Origin of the sequence: Collimonas sp., from assembly GCF_039923675.1 — a bacterium.
Classification (GTDB): domain Bacteria; phylum Pseudomonadota; class Gammaproteobacteria; order Burkholderiales; family Burkholderiaceae_D; genus Collimonas.
Map to the genome: position 1 here is coordinate 62,309 of NZ_JBDTCG010000077.1, position 19,552 is coordinate 81,860.

The following is a 19,552-nucleotide window of genomic DNA, read 5'->3' on the forward strand; positions in this document are numbered from 1 at the left end:
TAGCTGCCATTTTATGCAGTAATTTGGATCTCCGCGTTCGCGGGGACGACACAGGTCAGATTAGCCGTTGGAGGAACGCTCCCACAGATTGATGCCGCCGTCCTGCGCCTGCACGTCAATCGCCGCCAGCTCTTCCTCCGAGAAATCCAGCCGCTGCAACGCCCCGACGTTTTCCCGGATCTGCGCCGGACTGCTGGCGCCGATCAAGGTCGTGGTGACGCGCGGATCGCGCAGCACCCAGGCCAGCGCCATCTGCGCCAGGCTCTGCCCGCGCGTCTTGGCAATCTCGTTCAAGGCCCGCACCCGCGCCAGGTTTTCCGGGCTCAGATGTGCCTGTTGCAAGGAGCCGCCGCCCTCGCGATTGATCCGTGCGTCTTGCGGAATGCCGTTCAGATATTTATCGCTCAGCAAACCCTGCGCCAGCGCTGTAAACGTGATGCAGCCCATGCCTTCCTGTTGCAAGGTATCCAGCAAACCTTGCTCGATCCAGCGATTCAGCATGTTGTAAGACGGCTGGTGAATCAGGCAAGGCACTTTCCAGTCGCGCAGCAGCTGGGCGGCTTCTGCGGTTTTGGCCGGCGAATAGGAAGAGACGCCGACATACAGCGCCTTGCCTTGTTGCACGGCCGTCGCCAATGCACTCATGGTTTCTTCCAGCGGCGTTTCCGGATCGAATCGATGCGAATAGAAGATATCAACGTAATCCAGGCCCAGCCGCTGCAGGCTCTGGTCGAGGCTGGCCAGCACATACTTGCGTGAACCGCCGCCCTGCCCGTATGGCCCCGGCCACATGTCCCAGCCGGCCTTGGTGGAGATGATCAACTCGTCGCGATATGGCCGCAGGTCTTCTTTCATGATGCGGCCGAAATTGGTCTCGGCGCTACCATATGGCGGCCCGTAGTTATTGGCCAGATCGAAATGGGTGATGCCGAGGTCGAATGCGGTATGCACCATTTCCCGCTGGCGCGCCAGCGAAGTGGTGTCGCCGAAGTTATGCCAAAGTCCCATGGACAACAGTGGCAGCTTGAGGCCGCTGCGTCCGCAAAATCTGTACTGCATGCTCTCGTAGCGCTTGCCTGATGCGTGGTAAGTCATGGTCGAAGTGATCCTGTGGTGGTTGGGGCAACCCTCAGATTATAGAAGCTGTGGCGTCAAGTCGCTGCAAGGACGCAAATCCGCACCACTACAAACGATAATGATTCTCATTTATGTATAATGTCACCAAAAGCAAACTATAAATTAATCGACGAGGATACGTTTTGAAGAAGCAGATAGCAGGAATATGTTCGGTCGTGCTGGCACACGGCGTAGTGGCGGCGGAGCCGGCAAACGAGGATACGGCGCGCAAGACAGGCACCCTGACAGCACAAGTTGGCAGCGCGCCAAAAAGTGCCACGGTCATGGCAGATGAAAATGTCCTCCCCACAATTTCCGTCAAGGCGGCTGCCGATTCCCGGCCGCAGGCGGAAAACGGCTATCAGGCCAAACGCGCCTCGGTCGCCAGCCGCAGCGACGCTGCCCTGGTCGACGTACCGCAGGCGGTCAGCGTCGTGACTTCCCTGTTCTTGCAAGACCGTCAGCCCGGCAGCCTGGCCGATGCGCTGGATACCGTGTCGGGCGTCCGCATGGGCAACACCCTGGGCGGCACGCTGGACGCCATCATCAAGCGCGGCTTTGGCGATAACCGTGACAACTCCATGCTGCGCGACGGCATGCTCTCGGTACAACCGCGCAATTTCACCCCGACCACGGAGCGCATCGAAGTGCTGAAAGGCCCTGCATCGATGTTATATGGCAGCATGGATCCGGGTGGCGTGATCAATGTCGTCAGCAAGAAGCCGCTGCTGGAAGCACAGCATTCGGTAACCCTGAGCGGCTCCAGCTACGGCGGCATCAGCGAGCAGATCGACCTGACCGGACCGATCGGTGACTCGGGACTCGCCTACCGGCTGATCACCGATCACCAGCGCAACAACTACTGGCGCAATTTCGGCGAGACCACGCAATCGGTGGTTGCTCCTTCGCTAGCCTGGTACGGCCGCGGCACCACCTTGTCGTTCGCTTACGAGCACATGAATTATTCGGTGCCGATCGACCGCGGCACCATCATCGATCCGCGCACAGGCAATCCGGTAGCAGTACCGAAGGAGCGACGCTTCGACGAAGCCTACAACGTGTCAGCCGGCCGCTCCGACGCCGTCAACCTGCGCTTCGAGCACCAGCTCAACGCCGACTGGACCGTGCGCGGCGGCTACGGCTTCAGCCGCAGCTACTACAACGACTGGCAGGCGCGCGTCTTGTCGGCGAACTATGCCACCGGCATCGCCACCCGCCGCGTCGACGCCACCCGGAACGGCGTGCAATCGGCGCATACCCTGACCTTGAATGCGGAGGGCAAAGTGCGCTGGGGCGGCATCCTGCACGATATCGTCGGCGACGTCGACTACATGCGCAATTATCGCGTGCTGGGCGACCTGTACCGCGGCCCGAGCGACACCCAGTTCAACATCTACAATCCTGTCTACGGCCAGTTGACGCAGGCCGGCAGCAAGATCAGCCCGGCCGACAGCGACCAGACCGACAAGCTGATTTCGCGGGGCGTTTTCCTGCAGGATTCGATCCACCTGAATGACCGCTGGATCATGCTGGCCGGCGCGCGCTATGAATATTTCAACGAGCTGACCGGCAAGGGCCGGCCTTTCATCGTCGGCAGCACGGTCGCCGCCGGCCGGGCCACGCCGCGCGCCGGTGTAGTCTACAAGCTGGCCCCCGACTGGTCGATGTACGCCAGCTATAGCGAATCGTTCAAGCCGAACACATCCATCGCCACGCCCATCGGCACCCTACCGCCGGAACTGGCCAAAGGGTACGAAATCGGCTCCAAGCTGGAGACCGAGAACCTGACTGCCACGGTAGCTGTATTCGATATCCAGAAGCGCAACATCCAGACCACCGAGACCATCGGCGGCATCAATTACACCCGCAACGCTGGCAAGGCGCGTTCGCGCGGCGTGGAAATGGACGCCGGCGGCAAGCTGACGCAAAGCCTGAGCCTGGTGGCAAGCTATGCCTACACCGAAGCGCGCTACGCGGACGATCCCAAGCTGGCCGGTAATCCGCTGCCGAACACGCCCAAGCATGCGGCATCGCTCTACCTGACGCGCGATTTCGGCATCTCGCATATCGGTCCCGTCGAAGGCCGGGTGCGCGCCGGCGTCGGCGCCCGAGTGTTCAGCAGCCTGCCTGTGGGCGAAGGCACCGGCAAGGTCTACCGCCTGCCATACGGTCGCGTGGCCGACGCCTTCGTTGCCTGGAATACCCTGATCGGCGGCCGCGCCATCGACTGGCAGTTCAATGTGAAGAATCTTTTCGATTCAACCTATTACACCGCCAGCTGCTGCAGCGGCACGCCGTTCGTGAATATCGGCGCAGGCCGGGAGTTTGCGCTCAGCGCCAAGTTGGATTTCTGAGTTTTTAAGTCCGGCCGGAGAAATCGGATAACGCAATACACGGTTTTTAACGCTGCTTTGCAGAACGTGCATGCTCGGGACTATGCAGAAAAACAGTCAAGGTATCCCGTTGCGGCGGCACGCCGATCTGCGTCAGGATCCGCCCGACCGCGCCGCGATGATAGTTGCCATGCGTGACCACATGCATCAGCATCTCGGCGCGCGACATGCGCCCTGGCGATCCGTCCACGAATGTGAAATCGACATTTTCGGCAAGTTCTGCTTCGGCTATCTCGCTGGCATATGACAGCAACCAGTGGTCGGTCTCGCCGACCGCATCGCGCAAATCGGCAAGCGCCGGCGTGGCTTCCGTGTTCAAGCCCTTGTACGCATGAGGCTGGCGCTGCAGATTGGACTTGAAGATGCAATCCACTACATAGACGTGATTCATGACGCGGGTCGCATCACGCTTTTCGCGCTCTTGGCCATCCCACGGCAAGGCGACCAAAGTGGCGAACAGCTTGTCGTTGGCCCAGGTTTTATACTCAAACAGGGTGGTAAACAGGTTTTGTGGTTTCATGGTGGCTGGCGTGGTCTGGCTATGAAGTGCAGGTTTGAAGGTGAATACTTGAATCATGCGGCTCGGGCTGGAGAAATTCCATCCAGTTTGCCCGATCTTCAGATTTCTGGCAGAACAGCGATCGATCTGGCCAAATCCGGCCAAATTCGCCCCATGCGGCCGGGATGCCCTACAATCTCGCCCATGAGTCATTTAACCATCCTATTGCCATTCGGCCTGCCGCCGCCGGAATTGGCGCGCGATTTACTGCGCGAATTAAAACTGCCTGCCCTTGCCACCTTGATAGCGCGTGCCAAAACGGGACAATCTCGCCGCGAATTTGACGATTTTGCACGCGCGCTGCCGCACGAAATGTGGCTGGCGTCGCAATTTTCCTTGCCGGCTTTTGCTGCCATCGGCACCGATTCCGGGCACGAGGCGCAAAACAGCCCCGCGCTGGCCTGCGCCACCATGCGCGCATTGGGTCTGAACGCTGAAGAAGGCGTCTGGTTCATGCTGAATCCTGCGCACATCCACATCGCCCGCGACCATCTGGTGCTGACCGATATCCGCCAGATCGGCTTGTCCGAGGCGGATTCGCGCGAATTGTTCGAAGCCGCCGCGCCGCTGTTCGCCGACGTGGGCAGATCGCTGGTCTATGGCAACGCCAATACCTGGTTCATGCGCGCCGACGACTGGCAGGAGTTGATTACCTCTACGCCGGACGCCACTTGCGGACACAATATCGATATCTGGATGCCGAAAGGCAGCGGTGACCAGGCTTGGCGCAAGTTGCAGAATGAGGTGCAGATGCTGTGGTTTGCGCATCCCTTGAACGAGCGCCGCGAGATGCAGGGGATGCAGACCGTGAACTCCCTTTGGCTATGGGGTGGTGAGTCTGCCAAGGCAGCGATGCCCGGTCAACATGAAATCTTCAACCTGCCTCATGGCTTCATCGGCCTGAGTCAGTACGCCAAGACTGTGCATGCCAATGCGAGCGCAGCCGACATCATCGCCGCTCACCCCGTACAAGGCCTGCTGACGCTGGATCGGTTGATCCAGCCGGCGCTCACCGGCGAATGGTCAAGCTGGCTGCAGGAATTGCAAACCCTGGAAAACAGCTACTTCACACCCTTGTTGCAAGCTATACAAGAAGGCCGGCTGGACAGTGTTTCACTGATTATTACCGACAGCACCCACGTGCTTGAACTAAGCACCAGCCGCCTCGCGCTGAAGAAATTCTGGCGCAAGCCAGCCCTCACCCGATTGCTGCCATGACGCGTATCACTACCCGCCCCTATTCTTTCCGCGATTCGGAACGGCTGCATCAGAGCGGCATTCATCCAGTCCTGGCGCGCGTGTACAGCGCGCGCGGCCTGCTCGACGTCAAGGAACTGGAAAGCGAGCTGACGGCGCTGATTCCGCCTTCAGGGCTGCTGCATATCGACGCCGCCGCCAGTTTCCTGGCCGACGCCATCGCCGCCAAAAAGAAAATGGTGATCGTCGCCGACTACGATTGCGACGGCGCCACCGCCTGCGCGGTCGGCCTGCGCGGCTTGCGGCTGCTGGGCGCCAATATCGATTTCATCGTGCCGAACCGGTTTGAGTACGGCTACGGCCTGACGCCGGAAATCGTCGAACTGACCGCGCGCGAGAAATCGCCCGACATCATCGTCACGGTCGACAACGGCATCGCCAGTATCGACGGCGTCGAGGAAGCCAACCGGCGCGGCATCGAAGTCGTCGTCACCGACCATCACTTGCCTGCGGATACCTTGCCGGCGGCGCGCGTCATCGTCAACCCGAACCAGCCGGAGTGCGGCTTTCCGAGCAAGAACCTGGCAGGGGTCGGCGTCATGTTCTACGTCTTGCTGGCGCTGCGCGCGGAAATGCGCAAGCGCGGCGTGTTCGACGCCAAGAGCCAGCCGAAGCTGGATGTACTACTGGATCTGGTAGCGCTAGGCACCGTGGCCGACGTCGTCAAACTGGACGCCAACAACCGCATCCTGGTGGCGCAAGGCTTGAAGCGGATGCGCGCCGGCCGCATGCATGCGGGTATTGCGGCCCTGTTCCGCGCGGCCGGCCGCGAGGCGCGCCGGGCTACCCCTTTCGATCTCGGCTTTGCGCTGGGACCGCGCCTGAACGCCGCCGGCCGCCTGGCCGACATGGCGCTCGGGATCGAATGCCTGACCACCGACGATGAAGGCCGGGCCTGGGCGATTGCCCAGCAACTGGATGCCATCAATCGCGAACGGCGCGATATCGAGGCCGGCATGCAAGATACCGCACTGGCTTTACTGGATGATTTCAAGCCGCAAGACAGCACCACCATCAGCGTCTTCGACGCTTCCTGGCATCAGGGCGTGATCGGTATTGTTGCGTCACGCCTGAAGGATAAATTCTACCGGCCGACGATTACTTTTGCGCCGGGCGGCGAAGGGCTGATCAAGGGTTCGGGGCGCTCGATTCCCGGTTTTCATTTGCGCGACGCGCTGGATCTGGTGTCCAAGCATGCGCCCAGCCTGATCCAGAAATTCGGCGGCCATGCGATGGCTGCGGGCCTGACGATTCGCGCGGATGCGTTTGATGCGTTTGCCGAGGCCTTTGAAAAGGTCGGACGTGAATGGCTGGGACAGAGCCAGCTGGAGCGCGTGGTGGAAACCGACGGGCCGTTGGAGGATGCCTATTACACGACGCAATTCATTGAGCTGATGGAAGGGCAAGTGTGGGGCCAAGGTTTTGCGCCGCCGCTGTTTTGCGATGAATTCAGGGTCGTCAGCCAGCGCATCTTGAAGGAAAAGCATTTGAAGTTGCTGCTGGAACGGAATGGCACGCGCTACGATGCGATCTGGTTCGGGCATACCGACGAGCTGGGCAGCAAGGCCAAGGTGGCGTTTCGGCTGGATGCCAATGAATACAACGGCGTGACCAAGGTGCAGCTGATGGTGGAGTATGCCGAACCCGTTTAGCTACTGGCTTGGCGCTGTCGGCTAGGCGGGAAGTGTTCGAATTTACTCCACACACGACGCAATTGGCGGGTTGAATTGAAGCCCGCCCGTTGCGCTACCTGCTCCATATCCAGCTTGGACTGAGTCAGCAGCTCACGCGCCAATGCCACGCGGATGCGCTGGATATAGTCGACCAGGCTGCTACCGGTATGTTCGCGGAACAGTCGCGTCAGATGGCGTTCACTGGTGCAGGCAATGTCGGCCAATTGCTGCAAATCCCAGTCGTTGGCGGGCTCGCCGATCACGGCGTCTTGCACCCGGTGCACCGCAGGATGCAGATGATTGCGGCAAGCCAGCCACGGCGATAGTTGCGGATCGCTGCCGGCGCGTCGCATATATACCACCAGTGAACGTGCTATCGAGGCGCTGCGGGCGTGACCGGTGATCTGCGCCACGACGTGCAGCGCCAGATCGATGCCAGTGGTGACGCCGGCGCTGGTGTAGACATTGCGGTCCTCGACAAATATCCGGTTTTCCAGCACGTGCGCACGCGGCGCGATGCGTCTCAGATCGTTGCAATGGCTGTGATGGGTGGTGCATTGGCGGCCGTTGAGCAGGCCGGCATAACCGGCCAGCAAGGCGCCGGTGCAAATGCACAGCAAGTGATGTGAGTCTTGCCAGTGTTTACGTAGCCAAGTGACCGCAAGCTGATCGGCGGCGCTGCTGAAATCGTCGTCGCTACCGGTGCAGCCGTTCAATATCAAGATGGCATTCGCAGGCAAATTATCCGGCAGAGGCTCGAACCCGGTCAGGTTCAGTCCGATAGACGTGCTGATGCTCGGTGCGGCGCTGATATAGCGCACCTCGAAAAAGTCGGCCCGCTCTTCACGTTGCGCAATCCGGTTGGCGTAGCGCAGCACTTCCGCCGGACCGATCAGGTCAAGCGCCATGGTGGCGTCGCGCAGCAGGAAATAGACCGGAACGGAGGTCGCCTCAGCATGCGTGTTGTCGGCTATTGCTGCCATCGATACTCCATTTGTCTGGCGGTGGCTTCGGCGAGCGAACGTCCAGCGAGACGCTCGACCAGATGTAGGCTCATGTCGACGCCTGCTGAAATTCCACCGGAAGTCACCACTTTACCGCAATCTATCCATGGCACGTTACGCTGCACGTTCAAAGCCGGAAAATTTGCCTGCAGCTCGTCCTGATCCTCCCAATGCGTAGTGACATCCAGTCCATCCAGCATGCCTGCCTTGGCCAGCAGGAAAGCACCGGTACAGACCGATGCCGTGATGACTGTACCGGATGACTGGGCGGCAATCCACTGAATTACCGCGTCGTCATTGAGGATGGCAGAAACATCGCCACCTGGCACCAGCAGCAGGTCGATGTCCGACGATGGCGTCAACACGCAATCGGGTAACACTCTCAGTCCTCCTCTTGCACGCACCGGCCGCATGGCAGGTGCAACCAGGAAGCACTTGAACAGATTTGCCGACGCGTCGTTGCCATTACTCCGTCCATGAACTCGGGCAGCGGTTGAAAACACTTCATACGGTCCGGAAAAATCCAGGATTTCAACATCGTCAAACACCAGTATTCCCACGCTCAACATTTTTTTAACCTCATCCACCATACGCGCAATCCGGGGACCGGGCTGCGATCGTTGAGATTCATGTTAAGCCTGCCGCCAATATCGCGAAATACTCCCTGTAGACATAATGCGGACAAAACCAGACATCTTTGAAACTGCTGGAAACGCGCAATCACGCGCTAAATAAGTGGATCCGCCATGTCGATCGATAGCAATTGCAAATATATCCAATTCAGTATAATTGATCCATCAGCCCGGTACGTTTCCTTGGAGACTCACTGAAACGACTGCGCGAGTTTCCCGAGGAGGTAAGGCAAGATGCGGGATATCAACTGGATAAAATACAAAAAGGCAAGCAACCGGACGATTTCAACCCGATGCCTTCCATCGGCATGGGCGTAGCAGAAATCCGGGTCAGGGACCTGTCCGGCATCTGCCGGATTGTATATACCGCCAGGCTTGCCGGTGCCGTGTATGTGCTGCCCGCTTTCCAGAAGAAGACACAGGCCACGCCTAAAAACGAGATTGACATTGCCAGGAAGCGCTTTGCGCAATTGACGAGAGGTGAACCATGAACAAGATTGAAAGCTACGCCAGCGTCTGGGATGCCCTTGCCGATTCCCCGGAACAAGCCGCCAACCTGCGCGCCCGCTCCGAGCTGATGCAAAAAATTGCCGAAATCGTCCAGCAAAGCGCATGGACCCAGACCGAAGCCGCCAGCCACTGCGGCATCAGCCAGCCACGCGTCAACGACCTGTTGCGCGGCCGCGTATCGCGCTTCTCGCTGGATGCCTTGGTGAACATCGCCACGGCACTAGGCCGCCGTGTCCATCTTGAACTTGAAATTGCCTGAAACCCGTCTTTCAACGTACGGGCAGGAATTGCAGGAACGTCCCGCCCACCAGATTCTGCAGATAACTGATGCCGGCGCGGCGATATTTTTCGGTCGTCATCTCGGCCAGCAAGTCGATGCGGGCAATGATCTTGCCGAATTCCCGTTCAAAACTGATGTTGTGCTCGCTCTCGCTGATATCGTTGGATAGCAGCAGGGGCTGACCCGCGGCATTTTTACGGCTATTAAGTATCCACGAAGCGATTTCCATATTGCGCGCGGCGTTGTACAGGTACTGAGCGTCGAAGCCGTCGATCAGGTAGAACCTGGTCTTGCCGCCATGGGCGACGATGATCATGTCGGCGGCGCCATAGATAAAGGCCGCCGCGCGGTCGCCGCTGAACTCCGGCGTCAGCGCCAGCGACAAAGCCTGGATGTCATGCTTGCCCTGCAACTCGGGCCACTGCTGACGCGCTTCGATGGTGTCGCGCACGCGCTTGATCGCCAGTTCGCGGCTGCTGGCGGTCTTTTTCCATTCAGCCGGATTGCGCCGATACAGCTTGTCGAGCAAACGGTACAGGCTATCCAGGTTGTCACGCATGCCCAGGGTGGCGATGCGGTTGACATCGGACTGCGCCAGCTCCGTACCGCTGGTGGAAGCGCCCTGCACTTCGCCATGCGGCGCAGGCGTCGGCGCCAACAGGCCGCAGGCGCCAAGTGCAAGGCACAGCGGGATCATCAGCATCGATGATGACAGAACTGCATCGCGTTGTAGCTTAAGCAACATAAATGGCGGGGCCAGGCTGAGGAGTGATCAAACGCAATCCATTGTAAAGAGGTTGCCGCTTCGATAGCTGTCATATTGCAATGGTTCACATTGCTTACGATTTGAGACAAAACACATGCTAATCCGTGCCAAATGGCAAACAGCAGCGCCATCTGCCATGCCGCTGGCGTATAATTTAGGGTTTGATTGCAAAAGAGTCCAAAATGGAAGCCGAACGCTTAAATTCCCTGCAAAACCTGCTTACCGACCTGACCGGTCGCGAAGCCGAACTTCGGAGGTATCTTTGACTTCGATACGAAGTTAGAGAAACTCGACCAGGTCAATGGCGAACTGGAAGATCCGGAAGTCTGGAACGACCAGAAGCGCGCCCAGGACCTGGGTAAAGAAAAGAAATCGCTGGAAGCCATCGTCCTGACGCTGACCAAGATCGAAACCGAACTGCGCGACACCTCGGACCTGTTCCAGATGGCCCGCGAAGAACAGGATGAAGACACGGTAGAGGCTGTCGAAGCGGATACCGAGGCATTGCGCAAGCTGGTGGAAGGCATGGAATTCCGCCGCATGTTCAGCAATCCGATGGATCCGAATAACTGCTTCATCGACATCCAGGCCGGCGCCGGCGGCACCGAGGCGCAAGACTGGGCCTCGATGCTGCTGCGCCAGTATCTGCGCTATTGCGAACGCAAGGGCTTCAAGGTCGAGATCCTGGAACAGTCGGACGGTGAAGTTGCCGGTATCAAGACCGCAACGCTGAAGGTCGAGGGCGAATACGCCTATGGCTTCCTGCGCACCGAAACCGGCGTCCATCGCCTGGTGCGCAAATCGCCTTTCGATTCCGCCAACGGCCGCCACACCTCGTTCTCCAGCCTGTTCGTGTACCCGGAAGTGGACGACTCGATCGATATCGATGTCAATCCCGCCGATGTGCGCGTCGATACCTACCGGGCCTCGGGCGCAGGTGGTCAGCACATCAACAAGACCGACTCTGCGGTGCGTCTGACGCATATGCCGTCCGGGATTGTGGTGCAATGCCAGAACGACCGCAGCCAGCACCGCAACCGCGCAGAAGCGTGGGACATGCTGAAGGCCAAGCTGTATGAACTGGAACTGCGCAAGCGCATGAGCGAACAGCAAAAACTGGAAGACTCCAAGACCGACGTCGGCTGGGGCCACCAGATTCGTTCCTACGTGCTGGACCAGTCGCGCATCAAGGATTTGCGCACCAACTTTGAGAGCGGCAACACCAAGGCTATTCTCGACGGCGACCTGGACGATTTCATCGCGGCATCGCTCAAGCAAGGCGTTTAAGTTTCATTCGCGGCCACGGGCCATGCCCGTGGCATGCAATGCCTGGCTCCACAGACGTTTCACCGCATCACTTATAAAGACACTGACATGACGACAGACAATCAACAGCCACCTGTCCCGCAAGACGAAAATAAAATCATTGCGGAACGCCGCACCAAGCTCGGCGCCTTGCGCAGCCAGGGCGTGGCCTTCCCTAACGATTTCCGTCCTACGCACAAGGCTGACGCCGTCCAGGCCGAATACGCCGCGCAAGAAAACGAAACCCTGGACGCCGCCGCAGTCAAGGTCGTGGTCGCCGGCCGGATGATGCTGAAACGCGTGATGGGCAAGGCATCCTTCGCCACCTTGCAAGACGCCTCCGGCAGCAAGGCCGACGGCCGCATCCAGTTGTTCATCACCAAGGAAAACATCGGTGAAGCCAACTACGACAGCTTCAAGCATTACGACCTGGGCGACATTCTCGGCGCCGAAGGTACGCTGTTCAAGACCAAGACCGGTGAACTATCTATCAAGGTAACGACCCTGCGCCTGCTGACCAAGTCGCTGCGCCCGCTGCCGGACAAATTCCACGGCCTGGCCGACCAGGAAACCAAATACCGTCAGCGGTATGTCGACCTGATCATGAACGAAGATACCCGCCGCACCTTCAAGGCGCGTACTGCCGCGATGTCGTCGATCCGCCGTTTCATGGAAAAAAACGACTTCATGGAAGTCGAAACGCCGATGCTGCACGCGATCCCTGGCGGCGCAGCGGCCAAGCCGTTCATCACGCATCACAATGCGCTGGACATGCAGATGTTCATGCGTATCGCACCTGAGCTGTATCTGAAGCGTCTGGTGGTCGGCGGCTTCGAGCGCGTATTTGAAGTCAATCGCAACTTCCGTAACGAAGGCGTGTCGCCGCGCCACAATCCGGAATTCACGATGATGGAATTCTATGCGGCCTACGTCGACTATCAATGGCTGATGACATTCACCGAACAAGTGATCCGTCAAGCCGCGGAAGATGCGCACGGCACCGCCACCTTGACCTACCAGGGCCGCGAACTGGACCTGAGCAAGCCGTTCCAGCGCCTGACCATCGTCGGCGCCATCAACAAATATGCGCCGCAATACCAGGACGCACAGTTGCAGGACGCGGACTTCATCAAGGCCGAACTGAAGAAATTCGGCGTCAAGCCGCACGCCCACGCCGGCCTCGGCGCGCTGCAACTGGCCTTGTTTGAAGAAACCGCGGAATCGCAGCTGTGGGACCCGACCTACATCGTCGACTACCCGGTGGAAGTATCGCCACTGGCGCGCGCTTCCGACACGGTGCCAGGCATCACCGAGCGCTTCGAACTGTTCATCACCGGCCGCGAAATCGCCAACGGCTTCTCCGAGTTGAACGACTCCGAAGACCAGGCAGCCCGCTTCCAGGCGCAGGTCGCCGCCAAGGATGCCGGCGACGAAGAAGCCATGTATTACGACGCCGACTACATCCGTGCGCTGGAATACGGCATGCCCCCAACCGGCGGCTGCGGCATCGGCATCGACCGCCTGATAATGCTGATCACCGACTCGCCCAACATCCGCGACGTTATCCTGTTCCCGCACCTGCGCCGCGAAGACTGATACGCGGCATAAGATGAGCGCTAGCGGCTTTCTCACCGGCATGCGCAGTTAAATGGGGTCAGTTTTTTACGACAAGCTTTACCGTCGTCAATTACTCTGCCCCCCCATTTAACGTCCGACGAAGCAAAAATCTCAGCAATCCGCAAAATTAATTCGACTCTGACCCTAATTATTTTATTGGGGTCAGAGTCGAATTGTTTTACACCGCGCGCTGGCGATGATCCGCAAGTATCTGCTCCGCCCCCTTCTCCGCCACCATCATCACCGCCGCATTGATATTGCCGGATGTTATGTTGGGGAAAATCGAGGCGTCGATTACGCGCAGGGCTTTGACGCCGTGTACTTTAAGCTTGTTCGATACAACCGATTTCTGCTGGTCCGGCCCCATCGCGCAGGAACCGCACAGGTGATAGATCGATCCGGCTTGCTCCCTGAAGAACTGCAGCATGCTGGCGTCGTCGCTCACGGCAGCGGCGGGTGAAACCTCTTCCACGATGATTTTCTTGAAAGCCGGGGCTTTGATCAGCTCGCGTATCAAGGCGCCGCCTTGTATTGCTTCGTCTATGTCCTTTTGCGTACTCAGGTAGTTCGGCATGATCTTCGCGGGTACGCTGACATCCTTATCCGCGATCTCGATTGCGCCGCGGCTACTGGGCCGGCAGGGATTGAAGAACAGCAGGAAACCGGAATACGGATCGGGCTTCAGCTTTGCCAACGGATTCTTGGGAATCTGGTAGGACAGCGGGTTGAAATACAGCTGCAGGTTCGGATGCTGCTCTTGCGCGCTGCCTTTGAAAAAACCACCGGCCTGGTTGACGCTCATCGCCAGCGGGCCGCTGCGTTTGAATAGATACCGTACTCCCGCCTTGGCTTGGCCGAATAACGATCCCAGTTCATCATTCAAGGTCTTTTTATTCGCTTTGAAATAGAACGATACGCATAGATGATCCTGCAAGTTCCTGCCTACACCGGGCAGATGCTGCACCAGCGGGATGCCATGCCGGGCCAGCAGTTCCGCATCGGCCACGCCGGACAGTTGCAACAGCTTGGGCGAGTCGACCGCGCCAGCCGCCAGAATCACTTCCTTATTTGCCGTAAAAACCCTGCGCAAACCGTTTTGCAACACGGCGACGCCAACCGCACGCTTGTCAGGATCAAACAAGATCTGTTCGGCCTGGGCACGGCATTCAAGCGTCAGATTAGGCCGCTTCAACGCCGGATGCAGATAGGCGTAGCTGCTTGAATCACGCTTGCCTTTGCGAATATTGGCTTCGTAGATGCCCGCGCCCTCGAAACTGGCGCCGTTGAAATCGTCATTGAGCGGATAACCGAGTTCCTTGCAAGCCTGCAGGTAGTCCTTGCAGATCGGATGGGCGTCGTGCTTCATCTGGGTGATGCCGATCAGGCCCTTGGCGCTGTGATAGGCGGTATCGCCGAGCGGATGCGCTTCCAGTTTCTTGAAGTAAGGCAGCACGTCCTTATATCCCCAGCCCGGATTGCCGGCGGCTTCCCAATCGTTGAAATCACACGCCTGGCCGCGCACGTAAATCATCGCATTGATATTGCCGGAACCGCCTTGCACCTTGCCGCGCGGCGCGTACAGCCGGCGTCCCGCCATTTGCGCTTCCGGCTCGCTGTAGTACATCCAGTTGTATTCCGGGTTGTAATAAGTCCTGGCGAAGCCGACCGGTATCTTCAGCCAATACGAATTATCCCGGCCCCCGGCTTCCAGCAGCAGCACACTGTACTTGCCGCACTCGCTCAGGCGGTTCGCCAGGATGCAGCCGGCCGAACCGGCGCCGACGATGATGAAATCAAAAGCCATTATTTACTCTCTGCACGCCAGCGGTTTTTCCAGCTGTCCGAGGATTGATGCTTGACGTCAAACGGATTGGGGTCCATGGAAATATGCAATTTGTCGCCGGTGTAGGGTGAGTTGGCCGCCACCACATCCATGTTCAACTCTACCCCAAGACCGGGCTCTGTCGACGGAATGATGAAACCGTCTTCCCACACGATCGGCTTCTTCAGGATCTCGGAATGGAAACCATCCCAGTTGCGGATGCTTTCCTGGATCAGAAAATTCGGCGTCGCCGTGGCCAGCTGGATGCTGGCGGCGGCGCCGATCGGGCCGTTGTACAGATGCGGAGCAATCTGGGCGTAATACACTTCTGCGATGGCGGCAATTTTCTTGGCTTCCAGGATGCCACCAACGCGGCCCAGGTTCATTTGAAGGATCGAAGCGCCGCCACGATTCAGCAGATCGAAGAACTCGTACTTGGTGGTCAGGCGCTCGCCGGTGGCAATCGGAATGCTGGTCTTGCCCGCCACCACCGCCATCGCATCCGACTGTCCCGGCGGTACCGGCTCTTCAAACCACAACGGATCATATTTTTCCAGCCGCTTGGCGAGACGCACCGCCGACGCCGGTGACATCTGTCCATGGGTGCCGAACAGCAGATCGCACTTGCTGCCAACCGCATCACGGATCTTGCGGCAAAACTCTTCCGACTTGTCCATCACCTCCAGCGATAGATGATGCCCCGAGTAAGCGCTATACGGCCCGGCCGGATCGAACTTCACCGCGGTAAAACCTTGCTTCATCATGTCCACCGCGCATTCTGCCGCCAGGTCGACATCGTCGTAATCGTACTCGCCCTTGCTGTTCTTCGGATACAGGTAAGTATAGGAACGCAGCCGTTCATGCACCTTGCCGCCGATCAGTTCGTAGACCGGCTTGTTGGCCGCCTTGCCGATGATATCCCAGCAAGCCATTTCCAGGCCGCTGACGATGCCCATCATGGTCAGGTCCGGACGCTGGGTAAAACCGCTCGAATAAGCCGAGCGGAAAAAGCGCTCGATGTGGTGCGGATCATGATTCAGCAGATGGCGTTCGAAGACGTCGTCCATTGCCGGCACCATGACCTTCGGATGGAAGGTTGACGCATATATCTCGCCGACGCCTTCGATGCCGCAGTCGGTCTTCAACGTCACGAAAATCCAGTACATGCCGCCAAAATACGGTGGCGGCACGGCGACGATGTGGGATTGCATTGATACAATTTTCATGGCTACGCCTTTTCCTTCTTTGTCGATTTTTTGAAATAAAATACGCCGGCGGCGCCCAGCACACCGCACAGGGCGATATAGCCGTAATACACTTTGAAACCCGCTATTCCAGGGAACATGCCGAGCGCTGCGGTATTGATTTTCGGCAGAAAGACATCCGGCAGGTAGCCGATCATGGACACCACGCCGATCGCCAGGCCGATGACGGACGCCGGCACATGGCATTTGTCCAGGAGCGCCCAGTAGAGGCCGCGCACGGTGTAACTCATGGTGCCGATCAGCAGCACGAACGCCAGCAGCACATAGGTGTTCGCGTACTGCGGCAAAATCATCAGGCCGACCAGTCCGGCCGCCGCCAGCAGCATGGCGCCGGCCAGTACGCCTTCGTTGGAAAATTTATTGCCAAGGAAGCCGCCGCCGATGCCTCCGATTGGCCGCATCCACAACTTGATGACAGTGATGGTGCCGGCGGCGACGGCATCCATGCCATGTCCCTGACGCAAGAATGACGAGAACGAATAGGTGACCCAGAACAGCTGGTAACCGGTAAAGATGATGAAGGCCATCAGCCATAGCTGAGGGATACCGAGCAGGATGCGCAAGCCGGCAATCAGACCGACCTTGGGTTCTTTGCCGACGCTGGATTTCTCAGGATCGTCGCGCTTGTCCAGAAAAATAAAAATCAGCATAGAGATCAGCAAACACCCAATCGAATACATGTACACGATGGGTTGCATGGCTTGCCGGCTGGAAGCCGAGTTGTGCGTCATATAGGCAAAGACGCTCAGCGCCGCGGTGGCCAGCAAGGCTTCAACCAAACCCCGGCCGCCATCGAGAATACCGAAAAACCGACCCTGCTCTTCGCGCTTGGCCAATAATTTGACGCTCTTGATCAGCGCCGCCCAGAACGTCAGACCCGCACCGACGCCCCAGCCGGCAAAGATCAGCGGCAGGAATTGTTTGTCTGGAAAACTGGCGAACCACAACCCCAGCACACCCACCAACGCCAGCGAAAACGGAATCAGGACACGCGCCGAAATCTTGTCGGCCAGCCAGCCGCTGGGGCCGTAGGAAATCACATAGATAATGCCGAGTAAAGCGTAACTGTTCTCAAGCTCATCCTTGCTGATGCGGAAGGCATCGAGTATGGTCAGTTCGTAGTTCTGCCGCAAATACAGCATGGGGTAAATGGTGCCGGCGGCCAGCAACAGCAACGCAAACTGAAAGTAACGCTTCAGGTCTTGCTTCTTCTGGCTTGCTGCAGACGCGGGTGGTGCTATTGCCAAGGTATCTGTCATGTCTCCATCCTGTGGACCGGCCGCGCCTTCCGGGTGCGCACTGCCGGCAAAGCTTTTCTAATATTTCATGACCACCAGGCGGGTCTGGGTAAACTCCAGCATGCCGTGCTTGCCGTCGTCGCCGCCCAGGCCGGAGCGTTTCCAGCCGGCGTGATATCCCTGGTAGGGATCTGCCGGGATCCGGTTGATGTACAACTCGCCCGCTTCAATGTTGTTGGCCACCCGCATGGCAGTGCGGTAATCGGCGGTGTAGATGATCGACGACAGGCCGAACTGGTGATCGTTGGCCATCTCCAGCGCCTGCTCTACCGTGTCGTACTCGACCACGCACAGCACCGGACCGAACACTTCTTCCTGCACGATTTCCATCCCCTGACGACAGTTGCCGAGCAAGGTCGCAGGATAGAAAAATCCTTTACCTTCCGGCAGCACGCCACCGGCTTCCAGCGTTGCACCATCAGCAATCGCACGCTCCACCATCTGGTGCGTGTTGTTACGCGCCGCCGCATTGATCAGCGGCCCCATGTGCGCAGGATTCTGCGCGCGATTGCCGCATTGCAGGTTGCTGAATTTCTGCTTGAGCAGGAAAATCAGTTTTGCTGCAACCTTGCGGTTGACATAGACCCGTTCCACCGCGGTGCAGAGCTGGCCGCAGTTGGTGGTTTTAGAGCTGGTGATCTCACTCGCAGCCAGTTCCAGGTCGGCATCCGCTTCGACAATCACCGGCGTCTTGCCGCCCAGTTCAAGCGACGACTTGGCGATATTTGTCTTGGAATATTCCAGCACCTTGCGCCCGGCACCGACGCTGCCGGTCAGGGTGATCATGCCTACCTTGGAATGCGTGCAGAGACTTTCCGCCACCTCGTGCTGCATGCTGAGAATGTTGATAACACCAGTCGGCAAGCCCGCATCCAGTACCGCTTGCGCAATCTCGAAAGCCGAACAAGGCGTGTTGTTGCTAGGTCGGACCACCACCGTATTGCCCGCGATTAGCGCGGGCGCGATCTTGCGCAGCAGCGTATATACCGGATAGTTGAACGGGATCAGGCAAGCAACCACGCCTATTGGTTCACGCATCAGCAGCAGGTTTTCCGAAGGCGAATCGCTAGGGATGATCTCACCTTCGATACGGCGCGCCCATTCCGCGTGGTAGCGCGTAATTTCAGCAGCGTAGATGGCTTCGTTGCTGGCGTCGTTCAGGCTCTTGCCAGATTCGGCGGCCAACGCCTTGCCGATTTCCGGTGCGCGCGCCACTAATGCGTCGGCCAGCTTGTGCAGATATTTCGCACGGTCTATGCCGGGCAATTTACGCCACAATTTCTGCGCAACCGCAGCCGCATCGACCGCGCTGCGCGCCTGTTCCGCAGTGGCGGCGGAAACCTGAGCGACCAATTGCTCCGTGGCCGGATCGTGCACTGCAATCAGGTCAGCGTTTTGCGGTTCGACGAAATGATTGCCGATGAAATTCTTATAAATGCGCATGACAAACTCTCAAAAAATGAATGGACCAGGCCAAGATAACAGCTTTCTCGACCCGGCCGGACCAGCTATGCGGGCATGCGCTGCCGCAAAAAAAAACATTACTTTTTCGGCGTGTAGAACGGATTGGAAATACTGCCCAGCGCCTCGGCCAACTCCTTGCGGCTAGGCCAGCCTTTGGCCAGCGCACGCTGCGCCGCCAGATAGGTCGCCTCGCAATTATTGACGTAGACCTGGTCTGCATCGTCAGCCTGTGGATTGACCCACACCGCCGCCACTGCGATCCATTCGTCTTCCGCTTCTGGCGGCAACACGCCATCCAGCAGCGCCTTGGTGACGCCGTAGGCAACGCCGGCCTGAGCCGGTCCCCAAGTCATGTTTTCATGGTTAGGCGTGGTCAGCACTGCCTTGCCGATGAATACCGTGGTCGGCTTGACCGGCATATTGGGCTTCAATACGGTCTGGAACGGGATATGTCCCGGTCCCGGGTTGCTGGCGGCGGTGACGGTTGCCGTTCCCATGGGGCCGTTTTTCGGGCCGAGGAACAAATTGATGTGCGCCGCATTAGGACCGCTGCCGCAAAAACCTTCGCCAATCTTGATCATGTGGATTCCT

General features: G+C 58.5%; 17 protein-coding genes. 7 read left to right on the forward strand and 10 right to left on the reverse strand.

What is annotated here, in order from left to right:
• Positions 1-60: 60 nt before the first annotated feature.
• Positions 61-1,095 (reverse strand): L-glyceraldehyde 3-phosphate reductase, encoded by a 1,035-nt coding sequence (gene mgrA / locus ABI171_RS15945; RefSeq protein WP_348093510.1) that lies wholly within the window; start codon positions 1,093-1,095, stop codon positions 61-63.
• A gap of 164 nt (positions 1,096-1,259) precedes the next feature.
• Here mgrA and ABI171_RS15950 point away from each other — a divergent pair, with 164 nt between their 5' ends.
• On the forward strand, positions 1,260-3,470 hold the full coding sequence (locus tag ABI171_RS15950) for a TonB-dependent siderophore receptor (RefSeq protein WP_348093511.1): 2,211 nt from the start codon (positions 1,260-1,262) through the stop codon (positions 3,468-3,470).
• Positions 3,471-3,516: 46 nt separating this feature from the next.
• Here ABI171_RS15950 and ABI171_RS15955 read toward each other — a convergent pair whose 3' ends face one another.
• A complete protein-coding gene (locus tag ABI171_RS15955; protein WP_348093512.1) occupies positions 3,517-4,086 on the reverse strand; it encodes a DinB family protein in 570 nt (189 codons plus the stop codon).
• Between the two features lie 126 nt (positions 4,087-4,212).
• Here ABI171_RS15955 and ABI171_RS15960 point away from each other — a divergent pair, with 126 nt between their 5' ends.
• Together ABI171_RS15960 and recJ are read left to right on the forward strand one after the other, a co-directional pair.
• A complete protein-coding gene (locus ABI171_RS15960; RefSeq protein WP_348093513.1) occupies positions 4,213-5,286 on the forward strand; it encodes a hypothetical protein in 1,074 nt (357 codons plus the stop codon).
• Positions 5,283-6,977 carry a single-stranded-DNA-specific exonuclease RecJ gene (gene recJ, locus ABI171_RS15965; protein ID WP_348093514.1) on the forward strand — a complete coding sequence of 565 codons (1,695 nt, stop codon included), beginning with the start codon at positions 5,283-5,285 and terminating at the stop codon, positions 6,975-6,977. Before ABI171_RS15960 ends, recJ begins: the two co-directional genes overlap by 4 nt.
• Here recJ and ABI171_RS15970 read toward each other — a convergent pair.
• Both ABI171_RS15970 and ABI171_RS15975 read right to left on the reverse strand, forming a co-directional pair.
• Entirely contained in the window at positions 6,974-7,981 is a 1,008-nt protein-coding gene (locus ABI171_RS15970) for a helix-turn-helix domain-containing protein (protein ID WP_348093515.1), read from the reverse strand. The genes recJ and ABI171_RS15970 overlap by 4 nt on opposite strands.
• The gene (locus ABI171_RS15975) at positions 7,969-8,571 is read right to left on the reverse strand and encodes a DJ-1/PfpI family protein (RefSeq protein WP_348093516.1); all 603 of its coding nucleotides are present in this window, start codon (positions 8,569-8,571) and stop codon (positions 7,969-7,971) included. The genes ABI171_RS15970 and ABI171_RS15975 overlap by 13 nt, the downstream gene beginning before the upstream one ends.
• A 320-nt stretch (positions 8,572-8,891) precedes the next feature.
• On the opposite strand from ABI171_RS15975, the gene ABI171_RS15980 reads away from it, so the two are divergent.
• Together ABI171_RS15980 and ABI171_RS15985 are read left to right on the forward strand one after the other, a co-directional pair.
• On the forward strand, positions 8,892-9,125 hold the full coding sequence (locus ABI171_RS15980) for a type II toxin-antitoxin system RelE/ParE family toxin (RefSeq protein ID WP_348093566.1): 234 nt from the start codon (positions 8,892-8,894) through the stop codon (positions 9,123-9,125).
• Positions 9,122-9,403: a helix-turn-helix transcriptional regulator gene (locus tag ABI171_RS15985; RefSeq protein ID WP_348093517.1), complete on the forward strand. Its 282-nt coding sequence runs from the start codon at positions 9,122-9,124 to the stop codon at positions 9,401-9,403. The genes ABI171_RS15980 and ABI171_RS15985 overlap by 4 nt, the downstream gene beginning before the upstream one ends.
• Positions 9,404-9,413: 10 nt before the next feature.
• On the opposite strand, the gene ABI171_RS15990 is transcribed toward ABI171_RS15985, so the two are convergent.
• Positions 9,414-10,121: a hypothetical protein gene (locus ABI171_RS15990; RefSeq protein ID WP_348093567.1), complete on the reverse strand. Its 708-nt coding sequence runs from the start codon at positions 10,119-10,121 to the stop codon at positions 9,414-9,416.
• A 251-nt stretch (positions 10,122-10,372) separates the two neighbouring features.
• Here ABI171_RS15990 and prfB point away from each other — a divergent pair.
• A protein-coding gene (gene prfB, locus ABI171_RS15995) for a peptide chain release factor 2 (RefSeq protein ID WP_348093518.1) occupies positions 10,373-11,477 on the forward strand; the annotation gives its coding sequence in 2 pieces (ribosomal slippage) (positions 10,373-10,453 and positions 10,455-11,477; 1,104 coding nt in all).
• An 87-nt stretch (positions 11,478-11,564) separates the two neighbouring features.
• Positions 11,565-13,091 carry a lysine--tRNA ligase gene (gene lysS / locus ABI171_RS16000; protein ID WP_348093519.1) on the forward strand — a complete coding sequence of 509 codons (1,527 nt, stop codon included), beginning with the start codon at positions 11,565-11,567 and terminating at the stop codon, positions 13,089-13,091.
• Between the two features lie 199 nt (positions 13,092-13,290).
• On the opposite strand, the gene ABI171_RS16005 is transcribed toward lysS, so the two are convergent.
• From ABI171_RS16005 to fae, 5 genes are all read right to left on the reverse strand, one after another.
• Entirely contained in the window at positions 13,291-14,916 is a 1,626-nt protein-coding gene (locus ABI171_RS16005) for a GMC family oxidoreductase N-terminal domain-containing protein (RefSeq protein ID WP_348093520.1), read from the reverse strand.
• On the reverse strand, positions 14,916-16,160 hold the full coding sequence (locus ABI171_RS16010) for a mandelate racemase/muconate lactonizing enzyme family protein (protein WP_348093521.1): 1,245 nt from the start codon (positions 16,158-16,160) through the stop codon (positions 14,916-14,918). The genes ABI171_RS16005 and ABI171_RS16010 overlap by 1 nt, the downstream gene beginning before the upstream one ends.
• A gap of 2 nt (positions 16,161-16,162) precedes the next feature.
• The gene (locus ABI171_RS16015; protein WP_348093522.1) at positions 16,163-17,458 is read right to left on the reverse strand and encodes an MFS transporter; all 1,296 of its coding nucleotides are present in this window, start codon (positions 17,456-17,458) and stop codon (positions 16,163-16,165) included.
• Between the two features lie 57 nt (positions 17,459-17,515).
• On the reverse strand, positions 17,516-18,940 hold the full coding sequence (aldA, locus tag ABI171_RS16020; protein ID WP_348093523.1) for an aldehyde dehydrogenase: 1,425 nt from the start codon (positions 18,938-18,940) through the stop codon (positions 17,516-17,518).
• 98 nt (positions 18,941-19,038) lie between these two features.
• Positions 19,039-19,542 carry a formaldehyde-activating enzyme gene (gene fae, locus ABI171_RS16025; RefSeq protein WP_348093524.1) on the reverse strand — a complete coding sequence of 168 codons (504 nt, stop codon included), beginning with the start codon at positions 19,540-19,542 and terminating at the stop codon, positions 19,039-19,041.
• Positions 19,543-19,552 lie beyond the last annotated feature (10 nt).

Bases quoted from the DNA above. Each gene is read 5' to 3' on its own strand.
- ABI171_RS15990 (WP_348093567.1), bottom strand. From the start codon at position 10,121: ATGATCCCGCTGTGCCTTGCACTTGGCGCCTGCGGCCTGTTGGCGCCG.
- mgrA (WP_348093510.1), bottom strand. From the start codon at position 1,095: ATGACTTACCACGCATCAGGCAAGCGCTACGAGAGCATGCAGTACAGA.
- fae (WP_348093524.1), bottom strand. From the start codon at position 19,542: ATGATCAAGATTGGCGAAGGTTTTTGCGGCAGCGGTCCTAATGCGGCG.
- recJ (WP_348093514.1), top strand. From the start codon at position 5,283: ATGACGCGTATCACTACCCGCCCCTATTCTTTCCGCGATTCGGAACGG.
- ABI171_RS15970 (WP_348093515.1), bottom strand. From the start codon at position 7,981: ATGGCAGCAATAGCCGACAACACGCATGCTGAGGCGACCTCCGTTCCG.
- lysS (WP_348093519.1), top strand. From the start codon at position 11,565: ATGACGACAGACAATCAACAGCCACCTGTCCCGCAAGACGAAAATAAA.
- aldA (WP_348093523.1), bottom strand. From the start codon at position 18,940: ATGCGCATTTATAAGAATTTCATCGGCAATCATTTCGTCGAACCGCAA.
- ABI171_RS15955 (WP_348093512.1), bottom strand. From the start codon at position 4,086: ATGATTCAAGTATTCACCTTCAAACCTGCACTTCATAGCCAGACCACG.
- ABI171_RS15985 (WP_348093517.1), top strand. From the start codon at position 9,122: ATGAACAAGATTGAAAGCTACGCCAGCGTCTGGGATGCCCTTGCCGAT.
- ABI171_RS15975 (WP_348093516.1), bottom strand. From the start codon at position 8,571: ATGTTGAGCGTGGGAATACTGGTGTTTGACGATGTTGAAATCCTGGAT.
- ABI171_RS16005 (WP_348093520.1), bottom strand. From the start codon at position 14,916: ATGGCTTTTGATTTCATCATCGTCGGCGCCGGTTCGGCCGGCTGCATC.
- ABI171_RS16015 (WP_348093522.1), bottom strand. From the start codon at position 17,458: ATGACAGATACCTTGGCAATAGCACCACCCGCGTCTGCAGCAAGCCAG.
- ABI171_RS15960 (WP_348093513.1), top strand. From the start codon at position 4,213: ATGAGTCATTTAACCATCCTATTGCCATTCGGCCTGCCGCCGCCGGAA.
- ABI171_RS16010 (WP_348093521.1), bottom strand. From the start codon at position 16,160: ATGAAAATTGTATCAATGCAATCCCACATCGTCGCCGTGCCGCCACCG.